Below are 17051 nucleotides of genomic sequence, written 5' to 3'. Positions count from 1 at the left end.
GCAACTGTACATAGAAAGGGGATAACAACATGATTAAAATGTTTGTAAGTGATATCGATGGTACAATGATGCAACACGGAGGATTAATTGACGAACAGGATATTGTTGCACTTCGTAGTCTTGCTGAGCAAAATGTTATTCTTTGTTTCGCTTCTGGCCGACTTGATAATGAAATTGCAGACTTAATGAAAGCTGTAAATACAAATTTCCATCGCATTAGTGTAAATGGTGTTTTCGTGTACACACATGAAAACAAGCAACTATTATCCGCAACATTCGATTCGAGTATTCTACCTGACCTGTTAGCAATGACAAATGAAGATCCTTATTTTCGTTATGTAAGTGATGAGCATAATTATTACATTGAAGAGAAAACACCGTTTATTCATGAGCTTGAACAAGAAGTAACGATGACTTCTGTTGAAGAACCGCATCTATTACAGAAAATTGATGATACAATTTTCCCAAATAAAATCTCTGTCGGTGGAACAAAGGAAAGCTTACAACTCCTTCAGAAAAAAATTGATGAACAATTCCACGGAAAAGTTAGTACATTCATTTCAGCAGAACAATGTTTAGATGTAATGCCACCTAATATTAGTAAAGGGGCTGCTATTTCTGTTTTATTAAAAGAGTTTCAAATACAACCAGAGGAAGTTGCTTGCATAGGGGATTCTTATAATGATATCCCAATGTTTTCTTTAACTCCTCACAGTTTTGCTATGTCTCAAGCAGATGAAGCAGTAAAAGAACACGCTCACTATGTAGTAAATACAGTTAAAGATGCTGTTAACCACGTAATTGCTCATAATAAAAATACGACTCACTCCTTGTAAGGATGAGTCGTATTTTTATTTCTTTACATGTTAAACAATTTGACATTAACTGTACTTCACAAACTGAAATATATTATTTGTTACGTGCGATGTTTGTAATAAACTTATAACGATCCCCGCGATAAATACATTTCACATACTCTAACGGTACTTCACCTTCTGAATATGACCATTGACGCATTACAAGCACTGGCGCCTTTTTAGGAATATGCAGATGTTCAGCTTCATTATCCGTTGCAATTGAAGCTTCAATTGATTGAGTAGCGCTAACAAGTTTAAAGCCCAGTTTTTTCTCTAAATGTTCATATAAAGATTGTTGCAATATTTCTTCGTTAATATCTTTTACAAGAGCTGGCGACAAATATGTCGTCTCAAAAGCAATCGGTTCATCATCAGCTAAGCGAATACGCCTAACTTCATAAACCGACTCTCCCTCCTGTATTCTCAACCTGTCTGCTATTTTCGCAGTAGCTGGAACTAGGCGGAAACTAAGTAATTGACTACTTGGGTTCATTCCACGAGAAATCATATCTTCTGTGAATCCCGTCATTCCTTGCAATTTTTGTTCCACTTTCGGAAGTTGGACAAACGTACCGATTCCACGTTTCCGATATAAATAGCCTTGTTCCACTAAATTATTAATCGCCTGTCTGATTGTCATACGACTCACTTCGAACTTATCGCAAAGTTCATTCTCAGATGGGATTTTATCTCCCGGCTTCCATTCGCCGTCCTCAATTAGCTGTTTCACCCACTCTTGAATCTGATAATAGATCGGAAATGGTGAATACTTGTCGATGTTCATCAGCAATCGCCTCACTGCATAAAGATAGAGCTTCTTGATCAGCAATTACGGTTACATTCGGATGACGTTGTAAAACTGTAGCAGGACACGCTTCACTATACTCACCTTGCAATAATTCTTTAAGAGCTTCTGCCTTTTTAGAACCCATAGCAACAAGTAGAACTTGTTTCGCTTTCATAATGCTTCCAATTCCCATTGTAATCGCATGGGTTGGCACATCTTCTTCTTTTTCGAAGAAGCGAAGGTTTGCTTGGCGTGTAGATTCTGTTAATTCAACAATGTTTGTTGGAGAATTAAACGGTGTTCCTGGCTCGTTAAATCCGATGTGACCGTTTTCACCGATTCCAAGAATCTGTAGGTCAACTGGGTTAGCAGCTAGAATGCCCTCGTAACGTTTGCATTCTTCCTCTAAATCACTTGCCATCCCGTTTGGTACATAAGTTTGTTTAAATGGAAGATGATCAAACAACTGTTCTTGCATGAAATAGTGATAGCTGTTTTTATCTTCATGTGGTAAATTTACGTACTCATCTAAGTTTACAGTGGTTACACGGCTTGTATCAAGTTTATTTTTTCGCATTTCTGCATAAATACCTAATGGAGAGCTTCCTGTAGCCATTCCTAATGTTGGATTTTCTTTTGTTTTCACAACTTCTTCAATTAATTTATAACCTGCTTCTGCTAGTTCTTCTGGAGTTTTTACAACAAGAATATTCATTTAATTACTTCCCTTCCTTCATATGAATTCCTAAACGAACCGTATCATATACATGTAAATCTTCATTCATCACAACAAAGTCTGCATCTTTTCCTACCGCTAATGCACCTTTATGATTTAATCCAAACTCTTCTGCTTGGTTAACTGATGTCATCAGTACTGCATCTTCGATTGAACAACCTGTAAATTCAATTACATTTCGGAAAGCTTGATCCATTTTTAGAATACTACCAGCTAACGTTCCATCTTCTAATCGAGCACTACCGTCTCTTACATGTACTGGCTGTCCGCCAAGCTCATATAATCCATCTTCAAGACCTTTTGCACGCATTGCGTCAGTAATAACACTTACTTTTTTCGGTCCTTTTAATTTATATGCTAATTTCACCATATCAGGGTGAATGTGAATACCATCTGTAATTACTTCAACCATTACATCTGGATTTAATAACACATGACCCACAACTCCTGGTTCACGGTGATGTAATCCTCGCATTTGATTGTATAAATGCGTTGCATGTGTAATGTTTCTATTTTTTAGTTGCGCATCAATTGCATCTGTATGTCCCATTGTGCCGACAACACCAGTTTCAGCAAGATACTGCTCAAACTCTAACGCACCTTCTTCTTCAGGTGCATATGTTACTAATTTAATTAGATTCCCGCTTGCTTCCTGCCATTGTTTAAATTGTTCGATATTCGCAGGAACAATATGTTCAAGTGGTTGTGCACCTGCACGTTTTTTTGAAACATACGGTCCTTCTAAGTGAATATATTCGAAATGTGCTCCTTTTTCTTTCGCTTCCTTCGCAGCATGTAGTGCTGCTTCGATTGCTTCTGGAGCTTGTGTCATTGTTGTTGGGAAGTAAGTTGTAACTCCTTCTTTTAACATTTCTTTACCTAGAGTTACTAATCCATCGCTATTTGCATCCATCGCATCAATATCGTATCCACCATGAATATGAACATCAATCATACCTGGAATCACAATCTTCCCTGCCGCATCTAAAACCGCTTCATTTTCTTGTGATACATATTGAGCCATCAAACCAATTTCTTTAATTGTTTCTGCGTAACGAATAAATCCGTTTTCCACTACTTCTTGACCTGTATAAATTTTGGCATTGATGACAACTTGCGTTTTCATTTTCATCGATCCTTTCCCATGAAATACCTACTTGTTATTATTACCTTATTCGCCTAATTCCATCTTAATATATGCACGAGTAGTTGTCTAGACATTCGAATAAAATTTCCTTTTTGTTTAACAAAAAGGACACTTATTGCGTCTCTCGCAATTATAATATATGTTATTCAGTTTTCCAAAAAGGGAGAATATCTTCGTATCCTATCACTCATTTAAGTAATGGCATTAATCCACTAGTGCCTACTGTAATATGCTCGCCGTCTGTTTCCATTTCTACTGTACGTTTATTTGTCCCATATATCATTATACCATGCTGTTTTAATCGTCTCATTACACTTTGGTGCGGATGTCCATACGGATTTTTGCTTCCATATGAAAGAATTGCGAACTGTGGCTCTACTTTCTTTATAAACACTTCACTTGTTGAAGTATATGAGCCATGATGTCCCACCTTTAACACATCTGCATGTACATCAAATTGCTTTAATATTTCAGTTTCCGTTCGCACATCAGCATCACCCATTAGCAAAAAATCCGCCTTTCCATACCGAATCTTTAATACAATTGAAGATTCATTATTTTCATCTTTTGATTTCCCATTATTTAATACTTGTATGGAAACATGCGGATCTAACGGTATGTATTGTCCCTCTTTTACAGAGACGAAAGGAATTCCTCTTTTTTTAATATGATTCCGATACGTGTGATAAGTAAAAGAACTATATGTTTTTCCACTATCTAATATAAGTGATACTGGCATTTGTTCTACAATCGGAATCAGCCCTCCTATATGATCCATATCAGGATGAGTACTGACGATAGCATCTAAATGGTTAATCCCTTTTTCGATTAGTTTTTGAATGATAACCTCTCCGGCTTCGTAAGGTCCCCCATCAATTAACATCGTTTGTCCATTGGGCAATGTAATAAGTGTCGCATCACCTTGCCCAACTTTTAAAAAACTCACTTTCATTTTACCAAAATGTTGCCGCTGCATATGTAAAGGAGACGTGGTATGAATAGACATCATATATCTTTTGGCCGATGCACTATTTAAAGAAAAGCATAACAAAACAGAAACTAATAATAAAATACTTCGTATACCTCTCATAACTCGTCTCCTTTTTCAATTAGTATGGCACGGTATATAATTGATATACAAAAAAAGCTTAGCAAAATGCTAAGCTTTTATTTCGATATCTCCTGTAAAGAACCAAAGAATAAATCTGCTTCATTCATTTGTTCATTCTCTTCAGAAAGTGCCGGTAAATCATCTAATGTTTTCAGTCCAAATGTATCCAAAAATTCTTTCGTTGTTCCATATAAAATAGGACGCCCTGGCCCTTCTGCTCTTCCCATTTCTTTTATAAGTAAGTGTGAAACTAACGTCTGTAACGCCTTATCGGTTTTTACCCCTCTAATCTCTTCCATTTCAGTCCTTGTAATCGGTTGACGATATGCCACAATCGCTAACGTTTCTAGAGCAGCCTGAGAGAGTGAAGCAGCTGTTGGGATATCTATTAATTTTTGATAGTACGAAGCATGTTCTTTCTTTGTAGCAAAACGATATACTTTTGCATACTGTACAATTTGCAAACCGCGGTGTGCACCTTCACATTCTTTTTGCATTTCTTCTAAAATATCGATTACTTCATTTCCTTCAATTTCAAGGACTTTCGCTATTTGTTCTGGATAAATCCCTTCATCACCAGACACAAATAAAAGCCCTTCAATGATTGATTTCTGTTCTGTTCTATCCATTTTACGAGCTCCTTCCTCCTATTTTCTCCATAAAAATACACATCAAAAAACCGAATCACAATTCATGCGTTCGGTTCAATATTTTTTCTCTTGTTCCAAACGATACATTCAAACCTAGCATGAGATATAGCTATTTCTATCCCATTTACCATACTAACTCTATGCAGATTTAGTAGAGCTTGATACGAAAATTTCATCAAAATTATGTTCTTGTTCAATTATAATTTGTTGATTTTTCATAAGCTCAAGAACCGCTAAAAATGTTACAACCATTATTTCCCGTTCATCATCAACAAACAAATCATAAAAACTTTGACGACCACCTTGTATTTCTAACTGCTTTAAAATATCAGTCATGCGCTGTGAAATTGGTATTTCTTGACGAGTAATACGTGTTGTTACAGGTTTCTTTGCTTTTTTACGGCGCATTAATTTTTGAAATGCCGCTAGCATATCATATAACGTAACATCAAGAGGCAAGTTTGTCTCCTCTTCTTGTTGCAATGATGTAAAATCAATTGGCGGACGTGTATATAGCTGTGCTCTTTCTAGTTCTCTTTCTTTTAGCTCAGTAGCAACTTGCTTATATTTCTTATATTCAATTAACCTCTCCATCAATTCTTGACGAGGGTCATCTATAAAGTCATCACCGTTATCAAGTACATCTTCTTCATGTTTCGGCAACAACATTTTACTTTTAATTTGTAATAAAGTCGCAGCCATTACTAAATACTCACTTGCAACATCTAATTGTAGTTCTTTCATCGTATGAACATAAGATAAATATTGCTCTGTAATTTCCGCTACAGGAATATTATATATGTCAATTTCATAACGATGTATTAAATGTAACAATAAATCTAAAGGCCCTTCAAAAGCCTCTACTTTAAAATTATACTGCACAAAGCATCCCACCACATTTTTTCTATAACAACATAAGTATAGAGCATACTCATGTTCTATCCAACCTTTTTAAGAAATTTAATTAAAAATAGACCGATGCCTATGTCATCATGCCCACGGCTTCATATGATAACAGTGTAGTAAGAACAATGTAGGAGGTCAAAAAACTATGGGTCACGTTGATTGCGGTTTTAGCGGTGGGTTCGCATTACTTGTTGTATTGTTTATTTTACTAATTATTGTAGGGGCAGCTTGCTTCTGCTAATATGAACAATAACGACTAGGGAAAATTCCCTAGTCGTTTATTGTTCATATTTCTATGATACACTTGTATTTATAACCGTTAAACAGGGGTGAAGAACATGTATCCTACCGAATACATACAATTTTTAATTCATTTTCATGGAGATTACGATTATTTTGAATGTCACGAAATACTGGAAGAATATTGGAAGGAAAAACCAAAAGGAGATCGTGATCATTATTTAGTCGGTCTCATTCAAATTGCAGTTTCTTTATACCATCAAAGACGCTCTAACTGGAATGGCGCAGAAAAGATGATGAAAAGCGCCATAACGATTTTAGAAAAAAACAGTACACCTTTACTACGTTTAGGAATAAATGCCACACAACTTCTATTCTTACTCAAGGAAAGATTACAATCTATACAGAAAGAAGAAGGTTTTACACCGTTATTTTTACCATTATCTGATACAGCATTAGAAAAGCACTGCATGGAATTATGTCAGAAACAAAACCTCCCTTGGAAAGACGTGAATGCTACTTCTAATGAATATATAATACATAAGCACACATTACGTGATCGAACAGAAGTCATTACTGAACGAAACGAACAATTACAAAAAAGAAAGCAGAGATAAAAAACTACTTATCTCTGCTTTCATGAATGTATATTCTGTTCAAGCCCTTTACACTTTTTGCAAAAACTTGCTGTTTGCTCATTTCCGCAAATTGTAAATTCAAGAAATTTACTCTTTAACTCTTGTACCATCTTCGTCCCAATACCCATATGACGGTGAGATGGGTTCACACTCAAATGCTGAATTTCCAAAACTTGATTCTCTTTTTTTACAATCCCCATTATCCCAACAAAATCTTCGTTTTGTTTCCACAAATACAATTGCCAATCATCCTTTGCTTCATAATCTTTCATAGTCAATTGTAATGTTTTCACATCTTTTTCCGTTGGCATAAATGAAAGAAGCCCCATTGCAATCTTTTCATAACTTTTTTTAAAACGAATTAACATAACCCTTATCCCTTCTTACAAAAGTTACAAACTATTAATCCCCTCAACCACTCTTTTCATATCACATTCATTTTACAATATTTTCAACAGAGTGAGAAGGGCTTAAAACAACTTGATAATCATACAAAGCGAAAAGAAGAAAGTCAAATATATGTTTCAGTACTATTTTTTCTAAGTAGATAGAAGGAGAAACGTTGTTATATGAAAGCGAAAAAAAACATCCATCGCTCATTATCACTTCAATATTCATCACCTGAGAGCAAATGAATTCTAGCAAAATTAATGTAATAAAAAATATTTATTGAAACATGTAATCTAATGTATTCTATGTAATTTGTTAAAATTTTGTTCTCATAAGCGACATATTTTCACTACAAAAACAGTACTACTTGTATCATGTACTGTAACCGAAATACCCATTCCTACTAAAAACAAAAAAGAGAGCAATAGCTCTCTTTTCCCATTAACTTATTCTTCCCAAACTTTAACTTCTTTCATTACATCGCCTTGACGCATGTTTAATACTGTTTCAATACCGCTTGTTGCTTTACCGAATACAGTATGTACACCATCTAAATGCGGTTGTGGCTCATGAACAACAAAGAATTGGCTACCGCCTGTGTTACGGCCAGCATGAGCCATAGAAAGTGATCCTACAAGGTGTCTATGAGGATTTCCATCAGTTTCACATGGGATAGAGTAGCCTGGGCCACCTGCACCTGTTCCTGTCGGGTCTCCACCTTGGCTTACGAAGCCAGGAATAACGCGGTGGAATGTCACACCATCATAAAATCCTTGCTCTGCTAGTTTTTTAAAGTTTTCTACTGTTTTTGGTGCCTCTTCTGGGAAAAATTCTAAATCGATTTTTTCACCATTTTCCATTAATATGTATCCTAAAGTTTTCATACGTATATGTCTCCTTTCAACTATCTCAGCACTATATTACCACATTCATGACTAGAAACAAAAAGAATCCGACAATCTACATACTTCTTTTTTGAAATGTGGAAAAAGCTAGGTGACAAATAAAAAATATATACTATAATAACTGTGTTGCCCGAAAATTTTAGAAAGAGAAAGGGAGCGATTTTTCGTGAAAACGAAATTACTAGCTCTGCTATTAGCTGTAACGGTATTTATGATGCCAACAGCTTCGTTTGCAGACATCATCGAAGGAGAATCAATTGTTACACTAGGAGAAAACTTGTCTGAACAACAAAAACAAGATCTGTTAAAAGAAATGAAAGCACCAAAAGATGCTACAATCATTACTGTGTCTAATGCGGAAGAACATAAATTTCTAGAAGGAATTGTTCCAAAAGCGCAAATTGGTACGAGAGCAATTTCCTCTTCTATGATTACATACACAAAGCCAGGGTCTGGCCTCATTGTACGTTCAAAAAACATTAATTCGATAACAGATGCAATGTACACAAACGCACTTATTACAGCAGGTGTGAAAGATGCAGAAATTCAAATTACTGCACCATTTAAAGTTTCAGGAACTGCTGCTTTAACCGGTTTAATGAAAGCTTATGAAACAACATCGAACAAAGCAATTCCTGAGGAAGTAAAAAAAGTAGCCAATGAAGAAATGGTGCAAACAGCCCAACTCGGCGATAAAATTGGTGAAGAAAAAGCAGTTCAACTTGTTGCAAAAATTAAAGAAGAAATTGCCAAAGAACAGCCAAAAACGACTGAAGATTTACGTTCATTAATTAAAAAAATTGCGGATCAACTTGGTATTACATTAACGGATGAACAGTTAGATAACTTAGTTGCGCTATTTGATAAAATGAAAAATCTTAATATCGATTGGAATCAAGTTGGCAGTCAGTTAAATAAAGCAAAAGAACACGTTTCTGCCTTTTTAGGATCTGAAGAAGGGCAAGGATTCCTAGATAAAGTGAAAGATTTCTTCTCAAGTATCATTGATTTTGTTAAATCGTTATTCAAATAAAAAGAAGCTCGTCAGTGACGAGCTTCTTTTTTTTATACGAGTAACGGCAATTTCATAACAGCTTCTTCAACCGAACGAACAATATGATTTGCCTTCTCCTTCACATATGGATGAGCATGATGAAGAGTAAATGAATGCGGGGTTACTTCAAACATAGAAATATCATTGAAAGAATCCCCAATGCATGCAACTTCATTTGCTTCAATTTGCAAATGTTCCATTAGCCGCCTTAAAGCACTCCCTTTACTTACTCCCCTTGGCATAATGTCAACATAGCGTTTACCAGACATAAAAACTTCTGCTTCGCTCTGAAATGCATCTCGTAACTCTTGATCTAATGCTGCAATTGTCTCTTCTTCTCCAAAAACAAACAATTTCGCAGGATGTACAGTCTTACCAAATTCCTCTTCCAATGCTTCTATCTCAGCAATATGTACGCCCATATACGTTTCAAAATTATGATGATGTTCATTCTTTCTTTTTGTATACCGTTGCTCATTTGCACAAACAATATCTGCTAGTCCCTTTTTATGGATATATCGATATATTTCCTGGGCAATCCCATCTTCAAAACTTGATTCATGAAATATTTTTCCATCCGGCAGTAACATCATCGCTCCATTTAAACTAGTTGTGTAATACGGGAATGCAAACCTATTTACGACTTCATCAATTCGATGAGTAAAGCGGCCAGAGGCAAAACAAATATTTGTCCCTTTTTCAGCTAACCAACAAATTGCACGTTCATCTTCTTTTTGCATATGATTCACATTGTAAACGAGCGTATCATCTAAATCACTTACAAATAATTTAATCATGTCCTCTTCCCCTTCCATACACAATATCTACTCTAAGTGTACACAAAAAATGTTTGATTTTTGTTAAAAAACAATAAATTTTTCGATAAAAAAATAAGCAGGAGATTAATCCTGCTTATTTTTGCCTTCTTACATCTTGAGGTCTTACAATACTTGGGCGCACTTTTAAACTAGACATTGTTGGGCGGATTAAAATCTTTGTTAAAGCTCCCCAATCAAATGGTAGAAATGGCCATAAGTATGGTGTTTGTAAACTTTTTATCGATGTTAAAAATAAAAGCAATATCGTCATACCTATTACAAATCCCATCTCATGGAAGAGACCGGTTAAAATAATAACAAATAATTTTCCAATCTTATTTCCGAGTCCTAATTCATAACTCGGTGTTGCATATGCACCGATCATAGAAACTGCTACATACAAAATAACTTCTGGTACAAACAAACCTACATCGATTGCTATTTGACCAATTAATATGGCGGAAATTAGTCCTGCAGCAGACGATAACGGCGTTGGAGTATGAATGGCTGCCATCCTTAAAAACTCAAGTCCGATTTCGGCCATCAACACTTGTAATAAAATTGGTAAATGCGTCATCTTATTCGGCCCAATGAAAGCAAGATTTTCTGGTAAAAGAGTTGGATCAAATACAAACACTAACCAAAATGGTAGTAAAAACAAGGAGAATAAGACACCTAAAAAGCGTACCCAGCGTAAAAATGTACCGACAGCCGGATTTTGTCTAAACTCTTCTGCATGCTGTAAATGGTGGAAATATGTTGTTGGAGTAATCATAGCACTTGGTGATGTATCAACTAGTACTAACACATGTCCTTCTAATATATGATTCGCCGCCACATCCGGTCTTTCTGTATACCGAATAAGCGGGAATGGATTATAGCTTTGCTTTACAACAAATTCTTCCACTGTTTTATCCGCCATCGTAATTCCATCGACATCGATGTTATTTAATTCTTGTTTTATAATCTTAACTAAATCCGGATTTGCAACATCTTGTACATATGTAATACAAATATCCGTTTGCGATCTATCTCCTACTCGAATCATTTCATTTCGAAGACGTGGGTCACGTATCCTTCTACGGATTAACGCTGTATTTACAACGATATTTTCAACAAATCCATCCCTTGCACCACGTACTACCTTTTCTGTATCTGGTTCTGTCGGCGTCCGGCCCGGATAACTACGAACATCTATTGCGAACGCTTCCGTTTCACCTTCCACAAATATAATGATGAGTCCTGATAATACTTGGAGCATTACCTCATCCATCGTTTTCACTTTACTTACTTGTTGATGAATTAAACGATTCTCTAATAGCTTCACTGTATCTTCTTCTACATCCCTTATTTCATTTGTATCCACCGCTTCTTCTAAAATAGGGATAATATAATTCGTATCACAAAGTCCGTTTACAAATAACACACCAATTTCTTTATTTAAAATTTGAAATTTACGAATGCCAACATCGTATGTAACACCCAGTCCAGCTGTTTGCTTTAAGTAATTTTCATTATCACTTATGAAAGATGAGATAGGGATATCCACTTTTTTAGGCTTCGTCATAAAATCCACTCCTTTCCAAAATTAATTGAATTGCTTTTCTAGTAATAGGTGATCCTCTCTCCCATTCGTCATTTCCACACATCTTACCAATATCACCCACTCCCACAATGACAGGAACATTCAGACCATCTAAACAATAAATTGTATCGCCGCTAATTCTGCCAATTTCACCATCTGGAAGTCCAAATTTATCAACACCGTATTCGGTTAAATTCCCGTTCCGATCTACACTTACATCTACACGTGCCCATTCCCAATGATGTGTATTAGACGCTACTGCCAAAATCCCCAGTACATCAATTTGTTTATGTGTGGCTACATATTTTAAAGCTTTTTCACCAGATCCTTCTCCAATAAATCCACTGTCATCAAACATGACAAATACAGGGTCATATGGCGTTTGCATAATAAGCTCAACAACTTTCTTCCCTGTCAATTTGGTTGGATTACTTTGTGATGCTGAAATACACCTTCCCCCAAATTCCTTCGTTAAAAGCTCAATTGTTCGCTTTGCATATTCATCTCCATCTGTGACCAAAACAACCCTTCGTCTCATTTGATTTATCCTTTCGGTTTACATATAAGTGCTACAAAAAATGAAAATAATATCGCTGCAGAAATGCCTGCAGACGTTAAACTAAACATACCCATACCAATCCCTATATATCCGTGTTTTTCTGCCGCATGCATTGCCCCATGTAATAGTGAATGTCCAAAACTTGTAATAGGAACTGTCGCCCCAGCACCAGCAAACTTTATAAGCTTATCGTACAATCCGAATCCATCTAAAACTGCTCCTATAACTACAAAGGTAGCCATTAAATGGGCTGGTGTTAACTTTGCGAAATCTAACAATACCTGTCCAATTACACAAATGGCGCCTCCTACAAGAAATGCATATATAAAATCCACAATTCACTCTCCCCTCACTCTCTCAAATACGACACCATGTGCAATTGTTGGAATGGTTTCTTTCTGCTGCATCATCATCGGGCTTAATAATGCACCAGTAGCAACGACAAAAATTCGTTGTAAATTCCCTTTTTGCATCTCGCTTAATAAATGACCATATGTGACAACAGCTGAACAAGCACAGCCACTACCACCTGCAAATACTTCTTCTTGATCAGAATTATAGATCATTAATCCGCAATCATTATATATATGCCCAAGATCATAACCTTCTTCCAGTAACAGTTGTTTCGCGATTGGTGTTCCAATAGCTGATAAATCACCGGTAACAATCAAATCATAGTCTGCTGCACTTCTCTTCAAATCTTCAAAATGTTGTTGAATTGTGTGAGCAGCAGCAGGTGCCATCGCCGACCCCATATCTAAAGGATTTACTATCCCTAAATCTTGCACTGTTCCAATCGTAGCTGCCGTAATTTTAATGGCACTTTTTTCTTTACTAATTAATATGGATCCCGCACCTGTAACAGTGGAATTTGCTGTTCCTGGTTTTTGTCCCCCATACTCTGTTGGATAACGGAACTGTCTTTCGGCCGTCGCATTATGACTACTTACCGTCGCTAAAACACGATTTGCGAATCCACCATCTATAAAGGCTGATCCAACCGCTAAAGTCTCCATCGAGGTTGCACAAGCGCTAAACATCCCTAAAAAGGGAATCCCCCACTTACGCGCAACATAATTTGCTGTCACTGTTTGATTCAATAAATCACCCGCTAAAAAGAAATCAATTTGTGATGTTTTTACATTTCCTTTTTGCAAGACTTGTTGAATTGAATCTGACATTAATCTTCGTTCAGCAAGTTCCCAATTTTCCTCTCCGCAATGTAAATCATCGTATGAAATATCAAAATCCTTTCCAAGAGGGCCTTCAGCTTCTTTTGGACCGACAGCAGTACCGGTTGCATTCACATAAATATCATTTTGAAATACCCACGTTTGTTTTCCGGTCAACCTCATACTAGCCCCTCCTTTAAGACATAAAAATGTTAAAAGTATATCTTATTAACCCAATAATGTATGCACCAACGACCCCAAAAACGATAACACTTCCCGCCAGCTTGAACATATTTGTAGCAACCCCGAGTACAATTCCTTCACTCTTATGTTCTAGCGCAGCGCTCGCCATAGAATTCGCAAATCCCGTAACAGGTACGGCCGATCCCGCTCCAGCAAATTGACCGATTTTATCATATACACCACAACCTGTTAAAATCACCGATAATAATACAAGCGTTGCAACTGTCGGATTTCCTGCTTCTTGTTCACTGAAATGAAAATAATGTATATAAAATTTCATCAATACTTCTCCGACAGTACAAATGAGTCCACCTACAAGAAATGCCTTAACACAATTTAAGAAATAATTTGGTTTCGGATGGTACTCCTTCACTTTATTTATGTAATCATCCTTTAGTTTTCGCCCTGTCATTTATATATTGCCTCCTACTTTACGAAATAAATCCAGTGAAACAACGAGCCTATTACTTTGCCAAGTACAAGAGCAACGAGTAAAACAACAATTTTCCCCTCTACCCCTATTCGTTTCGCTAAAATAGGTAAAACATTTAACACTTCTGTTAATGCGGCTGCAAGCATTCCAACGAATGTGCCACAAAATATTCCTAATATAACAAGCCAATATTGCGACGTTTGAAATGTAATGTTTTTCAAACTACACCAAGCCCCTGTTAACGTACCTGCAATAACTGCCCACTCAAAATATTGAATGTGCTTTCCACTTCTCGTTAATTGAGCTAGACGAGGGATTATACCAAGTACAGCTAAAAATGCGACATACCCGCTACCTACTGCAATCCCTCCCGCTAAACCAATTAAAATAACAAGCCCAGACTCAATCATCGGCAAGTTGTTTCATATTGTCCTTGTTTTCATGAACAATTACATATTGGTCAAGTGACTGCTGGTATTGGAACATCTCCACTTCTAACGGACTCGGCTCTTCATTAATTCGCTTTTGAAATACATGATTAAAAAATAAGACCATACCTAACCCAAGACCTAATGAATAAGGAATTTGAAATAAAAGTGGTTGTGCCTTAAATTCTCCCGTAATCATGTAATATAACCGTTGGTGCACTTGTTGCATGCTTACATCTTCATGGAAATAAATGATCGCAAGGGCCGCTCCAATGAAAAGTAACAACCATACAAGTCCGAAGAAAATTGGATGTACTTTCTTTTTTTCATATATAATTTCAACAAGAGTTTGTCCAGAACCGAGTAAATTAATTTGTATATGAGCCGCTTTTTTCCTAATGATTTCAATTATTTTCATAACATCAATTACGACATGCGTCTTATCATGCGCTGTTATTTTGTAAATTACCTCATCCTGTAACGACTGAACTACCAGAGCATCTCCCGCAAGTTGAGCAACATCACCCAGCTTCACTTCATACGTAGGCGAAACTTTTAATCGATTACGCATTTTAATATAAATTGTTTGTTCCAATTTCCATTCACCTCTTCACTCTTCCTCGTAGTTGTAGTATGGTTATTGAATTTTTTTCTAATACAATTTTTTCATAAAAAAACATCTGTACCGTTTCGGTACAGATGTTTTTTAGTTTATGCCTTTTTCTTAAATAAATTTGCAATACTTAATGCGAGTCCTCCCCAAATGACTACTATACCAATAACCATCATCATAATCGCTGATCCGCTCATTATGAAACACCCCGATCTTTCCATTCTTTTTCAAGCTTAGCAGAATCTGAATGTATTTGTGCATTCCATTTCTTTAGACTAATGATTAGCGCAACGATAAGGAATGCTGCCGCAATTGACCAACCATATGTTACGACAAACTCCGTTGGATAATCTCCGTAGTTCTTTTTAATATTTTGGATTGTCCCATCAATTAACATGTACCCTAACATAAGCGGGGTAATAACGAGTAAACTGACTCTCCAAAATGTCCCTAACTTAATATCAGATACGAAGTTTGCGTGATTTTGATAAACTGGTAAACGGCGTAGAATGAGTCCTATCGTAACTACTTCCGCTAATGCAATTGAAATTAATCCGAAGTTATTAGCGAAATAATCAACAACGTCTAGGAACATAAGCCCGCCACGTGTTGCAAAAACAAGAGAAACTAGTACGAGAAGCGTCCCCATAATTCCAATTGTTTTTTGGCGGCTTAAGCTGAACTTTTCAGATACGGCAGCAAAACATACTTCCGCAAGCGAGATGAGAGATGTAATTCCGGCAACCGTTAATGATAAGAAAAATAATACGCCAAATAACGGTGACATCGGTAATTCATTAATAATTTGCGGGAATACTACGAATGCAAGTCCTACACCAGCACTTGCTACTTTATCAACTGGTACTCCCATATTGTTTGCCATAAATCCAAGAGCTGCAAAGACCCCAATTCCTGCTAATAATTCAAATCCTGAGTTTGCAAAACCAGTAATAAAGGCATTATTTGTTGTATCTGAGTTTTTCGGTAAATAACTAGAATACGTAATCATAATTCCAAATGCTAAAGATAAGCTAAAGAAAATTTGACCATAAGCAGCAAGCCATACCTTTCCATCAAAAATACGACTCCAATCTGGTTTGAAGAATGCATCTAATCCTTGCATCGCACCCTCCATCGTCACTGCACGAACTACGATAATAAGGAACATAACAACTAGTAAAGGGATGAAAATACGGTTAACTACTTCAATTCCTTTTTTAACTCCTTTGAATGCAACACCAAGCACAATAATCCAAACGAGAGCTAATGGAATTAATACTTCTGGCACAAGCCCCCCAAACTGCCCTGGCTTATCTGCAACATGTAAGTACTCTTTAAATAAAAATGATTGCGTGTCTTTCCCCCATGCTCCAGTAATTGCAAAGTACGTATATGAAATAGACCAAGCAATAATTACTGCATAATATGTTGAAACGATAAACGTTACACACATTTGCCACCATCCAATGAATTCAGCACGCCGATGAATACGGAAGAACGTAAGTGGCGCTGAACCACGATGACGATGCCCAAGTGCAAATTCAAACGCCAATAATGAAATACCAGTCGTTAATAATGCGAATAAGTACGGTAAAAAGAATGCGCCTCCTCCATTTTCATACGCTGTATAAGGAAAACGCCATATGTTTCCTAATCCAACGGCAGAGCCGACCGCTGCGAAAATAAATCCAGCCCTCGTTCCCCATTGTTGCCTCGTTTCCATATTTTCTTCCCCCTTTGTGACAAGTTCATACTTGGATTATATTTTAAATTTACTAA

23 protein-coding genes are annotated in these 17051 nt (G+C 36.5%); 4 read left to right on the top strand and 19 right to left on the bottom strand.

Translation table 11 applies throughout. The features are described 5' to 3' along the window. Nucleotides 1–29: 29 nt before the first annotated feature. On the top strand, nucleotides 30–836 hold the full coding sequence (locus tag KVT31_RS03205; RefSeq protein ID WP_088097622.1) for a Cof-type HAD-IIB family hydrolase: 807 nt from the start codon (nucleotides 30–32) through the stop codon (nucleotides 834–836). Between the two features lie 73 nt (nucleotides 837–909). On the opposite strand, the gene phnF is transcribed toward KVT31_RS03205, so the two are convergent. The 6 genes from phnF to scpA all read right to left on the bottom strand — a co-directional run bounded on the left by phnF (nucleotide 910) and on the right by scpA (nucleotide 6170). Then, complete coding sequence (gene phnF, locus KVT31_RS03200) at nucleotides 910–1641, bottom strand: phosphonate metabolism transcriptional regulator PhnF (RefSeq protein ID WP_002194085.1); 732 nt, start codon at nucleotides 1639–1641, stop codon at nucleotides 910–912. Next, nucleotides 1571–2359: a glucosamine-6-phosphate deaminase gene (gene nagB / locus KVT31_RS03195; protein WP_088097623.1), complete on the bottom strand. Its 789-nt coding sequence runs from the start codon at nucleotides 2357–2359 to the stop codon at nucleotides 1571–1573. The genes phnF and nagB overlap by 71 nt, the downstream gene beginning before the upstream one ends. Before the next feature lie 4 nt (nucleotides 2360–2363). After that, the gene (nagA, locus tag KVT31_RS03190; protein ID WP_088098185.1) at nucleotides 2364–3506 is read right to left on the bottom strand and encodes an N-acetylglucosamine-6-phosphate deacetylase; all 1143 of its coding nucleotides are present in this window, start codon (nucleotides 3504–3506) and stop codon (nucleotides 2364–2366) included. A 208-nt stretch (nucleotides 3507–3714) separates the two neighbouring features. Then, nucleotides 3715–4617 carry a ComEC/Rec2 family competence protein gene (locus KVT31_RS03185; protein WP_088097624.1) on the bottom strand — a complete coding sequence of 301 codons (903 nt, stop codon included), beginning with the start codon at nucleotides 4615–4617 and terminating at the stop codon, nucleotides 3715–3717. A gap of 77 nt (nucleotides 4618–4694) precedes the next feature. Beyond that, nucleotides 4695–5267 carry a segregation/condensation protein ScpB gene (gene scpB / locus KVT31_RS03180; RefSeq protein WP_088097625.1) on the bottom strand — a complete coding sequence of 191 codons (573 nt, stop codon included), beginning with the start codon at nucleotides 5265–5267 and terminating at the stop codon, nucleotides 4695–4697. 159 nt (nucleotides 5268–5426) lie between these two features. Next, nucleotides 5427–6170 (bottom strand): segregation/condensation protein A, encoded by a 744-nt coding sequence (scpA, locus tag KVT31_RS03175; RefSeq protein WP_061679113.1) that lies wholly within the window; start codon nucleotides 6168–6170, stop codon nucleotides 5427–5429. A 169-nt stretch (nucleotides 6171–6339) separates the two neighbouring features. Here scpA and KVT31_RS03170 point away from each other — a divergent pair, with 169 nt between their 5' ends. Both KVT31_RS03170 and KVT31_RS03165 read left to right on the top strand, forming a co-directional pair. Continuing rightward, nucleotides 6340–6435 carry a YjcZ family sporulation protein gene (locus KVT31_RS03170; protein WP_000510194.1) on the top strand — a complete coding sequence of 32 codons (96 nt, stop codon included), beginning with the start codon at nucleotides 6340–6342 and terminating at the stop codon, nucleotides 6433–6435. A gap of 97 nt (nucleotides 6436–6532) precedes the next feature. After that, entirely contained in the window at nucleotides 6533–7051 is a 519-nt protein-coding gene (locus KVT31_RS03165; RefSeq protein WP_088097626.1) for a DUF309 domain-containing protein, read from the top strand. A 20-nt stretch (nucleotides 7052–7071) separates the two neighbouring features. Here the strand turns inward: KVT31_RS03165 and ribT are convergent, their stop codons facing one another. From ribT to KVT31_RS03155, 3 genes are all read right to left on the bottom strand, one after another. Further along, nucleotides 7072–7440 (bottom strand): GNAT family N-acetyltransferase RibT, encoded by a 369-nt coding sequence (ribT, locus tag KVT31_RS03160; RefSeq protein ID WP_000908397.1) that lies wholly within the window; start codon nucleotides 7438–7440, stop codon nucleotides 7072–7074. 67 nt (nucleotides 7441–7507) lie between these two features. Then, nucleotides 7508–7690 carry a hypothetical protein gene (locus KVT31_RS30175; RefSeq protein WP_088098186.1) on the bottom strand — a complete coding sequence of 61 codons (183 nt, stop codon included), beginning with the start codon at nucleotides 7688–7690 and terminating at the stop codon, nucleotides 7508–7510. A 218-nt stretch (nucleotides 7691–7908) separates the two neighbouring features. Continuing rightward, nucleotides 7909–8346 carry a peptidylprolyl isomerase gene (locus KVT31_RS03155; protein WP_000853785.1) on the bottom strand — a complete coding sequence of 146 codons (438 nt, stop codon included), beginning with the start codon at nucleotides 8344–8346 and terminating at the stop codon, nucleotides 7909–7911. Nucleotides 8347–8533: 187 nt separating this feature from the next. On the opposite strand from KVT31_RS03155, the gene KVT31_RS03150 reads away from it, so the two are divergent. Then, on the top strand, nucleotides 8534–9400 hold the full coding sequence (locus tag KVT31_RS03150; protein WP_000850509.1) for a DUF1002 domain-containing protein: 867 nt from the start codon (nucleotides 8534–8536) through the stop codon (nucleotides 9398–9400). A 32-nt stretch (nucleotides 9401–9432) separates the two neighbouring features. Here the strand turns inward: KVT31_RS03150 and KVT31_RS03145 are convergent, their stop codons facing one another. The 10 genes from KVT31_RS03145 to KVT31_RS03100 form a co-directional block, all read right to left on the bottom strand. Next, nucleotides 9433–10236, bottom strand: coding sequence for a Cof-type HAD-IIB family hydrolase (locus KVT31_RS03145; RefSeq protein WP_140392538.1), 804 nt, complete (start codon nucleotides 10234–10236; stop codon nucleotides 9433–9435). A 97-nt stretch (nucleotides 10237–10333) separates the two neighbouring features. Further along, nucleotides 10334–11806 (bottom strand): spore germination protein SpoVAF, encoded by a 1473-nt coding sequence (gene spoVAF / locus KVT31_RS03140; RefSeq protein WP_088097628.1) that lies wholly within the window; start codon nucleotides 11804–11806, stop codon nucleotides 10334–10336. Next, nucleotides 11793–12362: a stage V sporulation protein SpoVABEA gene (gene spoVAEA / locus KVT31_RS03135; protein ID WP_088097629.1), complete on the bottom strand. Its 570-nt coding sequence runs from the start codon at nucleotides 12360–12362 to the stop codon at nucleotides 11793–11795. The genes spoVAF and spoVAEA overlap by 14 nt, the downstream gene beginning before the upstream one ends. A 5-nt stretch (nucleotides 12363–12367) precedes the next feature. Further along, nucleotides 12368–12718 carry a stage V sporulation protein AE gene (spoVAE, locus tag KVT31_RS03130; protein WP_000345909.1) on the bottom strand — a complete coding sequence of 117 codons (351 nt, stop codon included), beginning with the start codon at nucleotides 12716–12718 and terminating at the stop codon, nucleotides 12368–12370. A gap of 3 nt (nucleotides 12719–12721) precedes the next feature. Next, entirely contained in the window at nucleotides 12722–13738 is a 1017-nt protein-coding gene (gene spoVAD / locus KVT31_RS03125) for a stage V sporulation protein AD (RefSeq protein ID WP_088097630.1), read from the bottom strand. Between the two features lie 13 nt (nucleotides 13739–13751). After that, entirely contained in the window at nucleotides 13752–14210 is a 459-nt protein-coding gene (gene spoVAC, locus KVT31_RS03120; protein WP_088097631.1) for a stage V sporulation protein AC, read from the bottom strand. A gap of 14 nt (nucleotides 14211–14224) precedes the next feature. Beyond that, complete coding sequence (gene spoVAB / locus KVT31_RS03115) at nucleotides 14225–14641, bottom strand: stage V sporulation protein SpoVAB (protein ID WP_088097632.1); 417 nt, start codon at nucleotides 14639–14641, stop codon at nucleotides 14225–14227. Continuing rightward, nucleotides 14634–15254: a stage V sporulation protein SpoVAA gene (gene spoVAA, locus KVT31_RS03110; protein WP_088097633.1), complete on the bottom strand. Its 621-nt coding sequence runs from the start codon at nucleotides 15252–15254 to the stop codon at nucleotides 14634–14636. The genes spoVAB and spoVAA overlap by 8 nt, the downstream gene beginning before the upstream one ends. Nucleotides 15255–15370: 116 nt before the next feature. Beyond that, nucleotides 15371–15469, bottom strand: coding sequence for a methionine/alanine import family NSS transporter small subunit (locus tag KVT31_RS03105; RefSeq protein WP_000016826.1), 99 nt, complete (start codon nucleotides 15467–15469; stop codon nucleotides 15371–15373). Then, on the bottom strand, nucleotides 15469–16995 hold the full coding sequence (locus KVT31_RS03100) for a sodium-dependent transporter (RefSeq protein WP_088097634.1): 1527 nt from the start codon (nucleotides 16993–16995) through the stop codon (nucleotides 15469–15471). The genes KVT31_RS03105 and KVT31_RS03100 overlap by 1 nt, the downstream gene beginning before the upstream one ends. Nucleotides 16996–17051: the final 56 nt, after the last annotated feature.

The organism is Bacillus sp. GbtcB14, assembly GCF_019091205.1.
In the GTDB taxonomy this organism is placed as follows: Bacteria; Bacillota; Bacilli; order Bacillales; family Bacillaceae_G; genus Bacillus_A; species Bacillus_A cereus_AG.
Note: the sequence above shows the minus strand (reverse complement) of the source record. Positions and strands in the feature narration are given on the sequence as shown.

Excerpts from the sequence above, each read along its gene's own strand:
- KVT31_RS03105 (WP_000016826.1), bottom strand. The coding sequence starts at position 15,469 with ATGAGCGGATCAGCGATTATGATGATGGTTATTGGTATAGTAGTCATT.
- scpB (WP_088097625.1), bottom strand. The coding sequence starts at position 5,267 with ATGGATAGAACAGAACAGAAATCAATCATTGAAGGGCTTTTATTTGTG.
- KVT31_RS03155 (WP_000853785.1), bottom strand. The coding sequence starts at position 8,346 with ATGAAAACTTTAGGATACATATTAATGGAAAATGGTGAAAAAATCGAT.
- KVT31_RS03100 (WP_088097634.1), bottom strand. The coding sequence starts at position 16,995 with ATGGAAACGAGGCAACAATGGGGAACGAGGGCTGGATTTATTTTCGCA.
- nagB (WP_088097623.1), bottom strand. The coding sequence starts at position 2,359 with ATGAATATTCTTGTTGTAAAAACTCCAGAAGAACTAGCAGAAGCAGGT.
- KVT31_RS03185 (WP_088097624.1), bottom strand. The coding sequence starts at position 4,617 with ATGAGAGGTATACGAAGTATTTTATTATTAGTTTCTGTTTTGTTATGC.
- nagA (WP_088098185.1), bottom strand. The coding sequence starts at position 3,506 with ATGAAAACGCAAGTTGTCATCAATGCCAAAATTTATACAGGTCAAGAA.
- spoVAD (WP_088097630.1), bottom strand. The coding sequence starts at position 13,738 with ATGAGGTTGACCGGAAAACAAACGTGGGTATTTCAAAATGATATTTAT.
- KVT31_RS03145 (WP_140392538.1), bottom strand. The coding sequence starts at position 10,236 with ATGGAAGGGGAAGAGGACATGATTAAATTATTTGTAAGTGATTTAGAT.
- spoVAB (WP_088097632.1), bottom strand. The coding sequence starts at position 14,641 with ATGATTGAGTCTGGGCTTGTTATTTTAATTGGTTTAGCGGGAGGGATT.
- phnF (WP_002194085.1), bottom strand. The coding sequence starts at position 1,641 with ATGAACATCGACAAGTATTCACCATTTCCGATCTATTATCAGATTCAA.
- KVT31_RS03205 (WP_088097622.1), top strand. The coding sequence starts at position 30 with ATGATTAAAATGTTTGTAAGTGATATCGATGGTACAATGATGCAACAC.
- spoVAEA (WP_088097629.1), bottom strand. The coding sequence starts at position 12,362 with ATGAGACGAAGGGTTGTTTTGGTCACAGATGGAGATGAATATGCAAAG.
- KVT31_RS30175 (WP_088098186.1), bottom strand. The coding sequence starts at position 7,690 with ATGAATATTGAAGTGATAATGAGCGATGGATGTTTTTTTTCGCTTTCA.
- KVT31_RS03170 (WP_000510194.1), top strand. The coding sequence starts at position 6,340 with ATGGGTCACGTTGATTGCGGTTTTAGCGGTGGGTTCGCATTACTTGTT.
- spoVAC (WP_088097631.1), bottom strand. The coding sequence starts at position 14,210 with ATGACAGGGCGAAAACTAAAGGATGATTACATAAATAAAGTGAAGGAG.
- spoVAF (WP_088097628.1), bottom strand. The coding sequence starts at position 11,806 with ATGACGAAGCCTAAAAAAGTGGATATCCCTATCTCATCTTTCATAAGT.
- ribT (WP_000908397.1), bottom strand. The coding sequence starts at position 7,440 with ATGTTAATTCGTTTTAAAAAAAGTTATGAAAAGATTGCAATGGGGCTT.
- KVT31_RS03165 (WP_088097626.1), top strand. The coding sequence starts at position 6,533 with ATGTATCCTACCGAATACATACAATTTTTAATTCATTTTCATGGAGAT.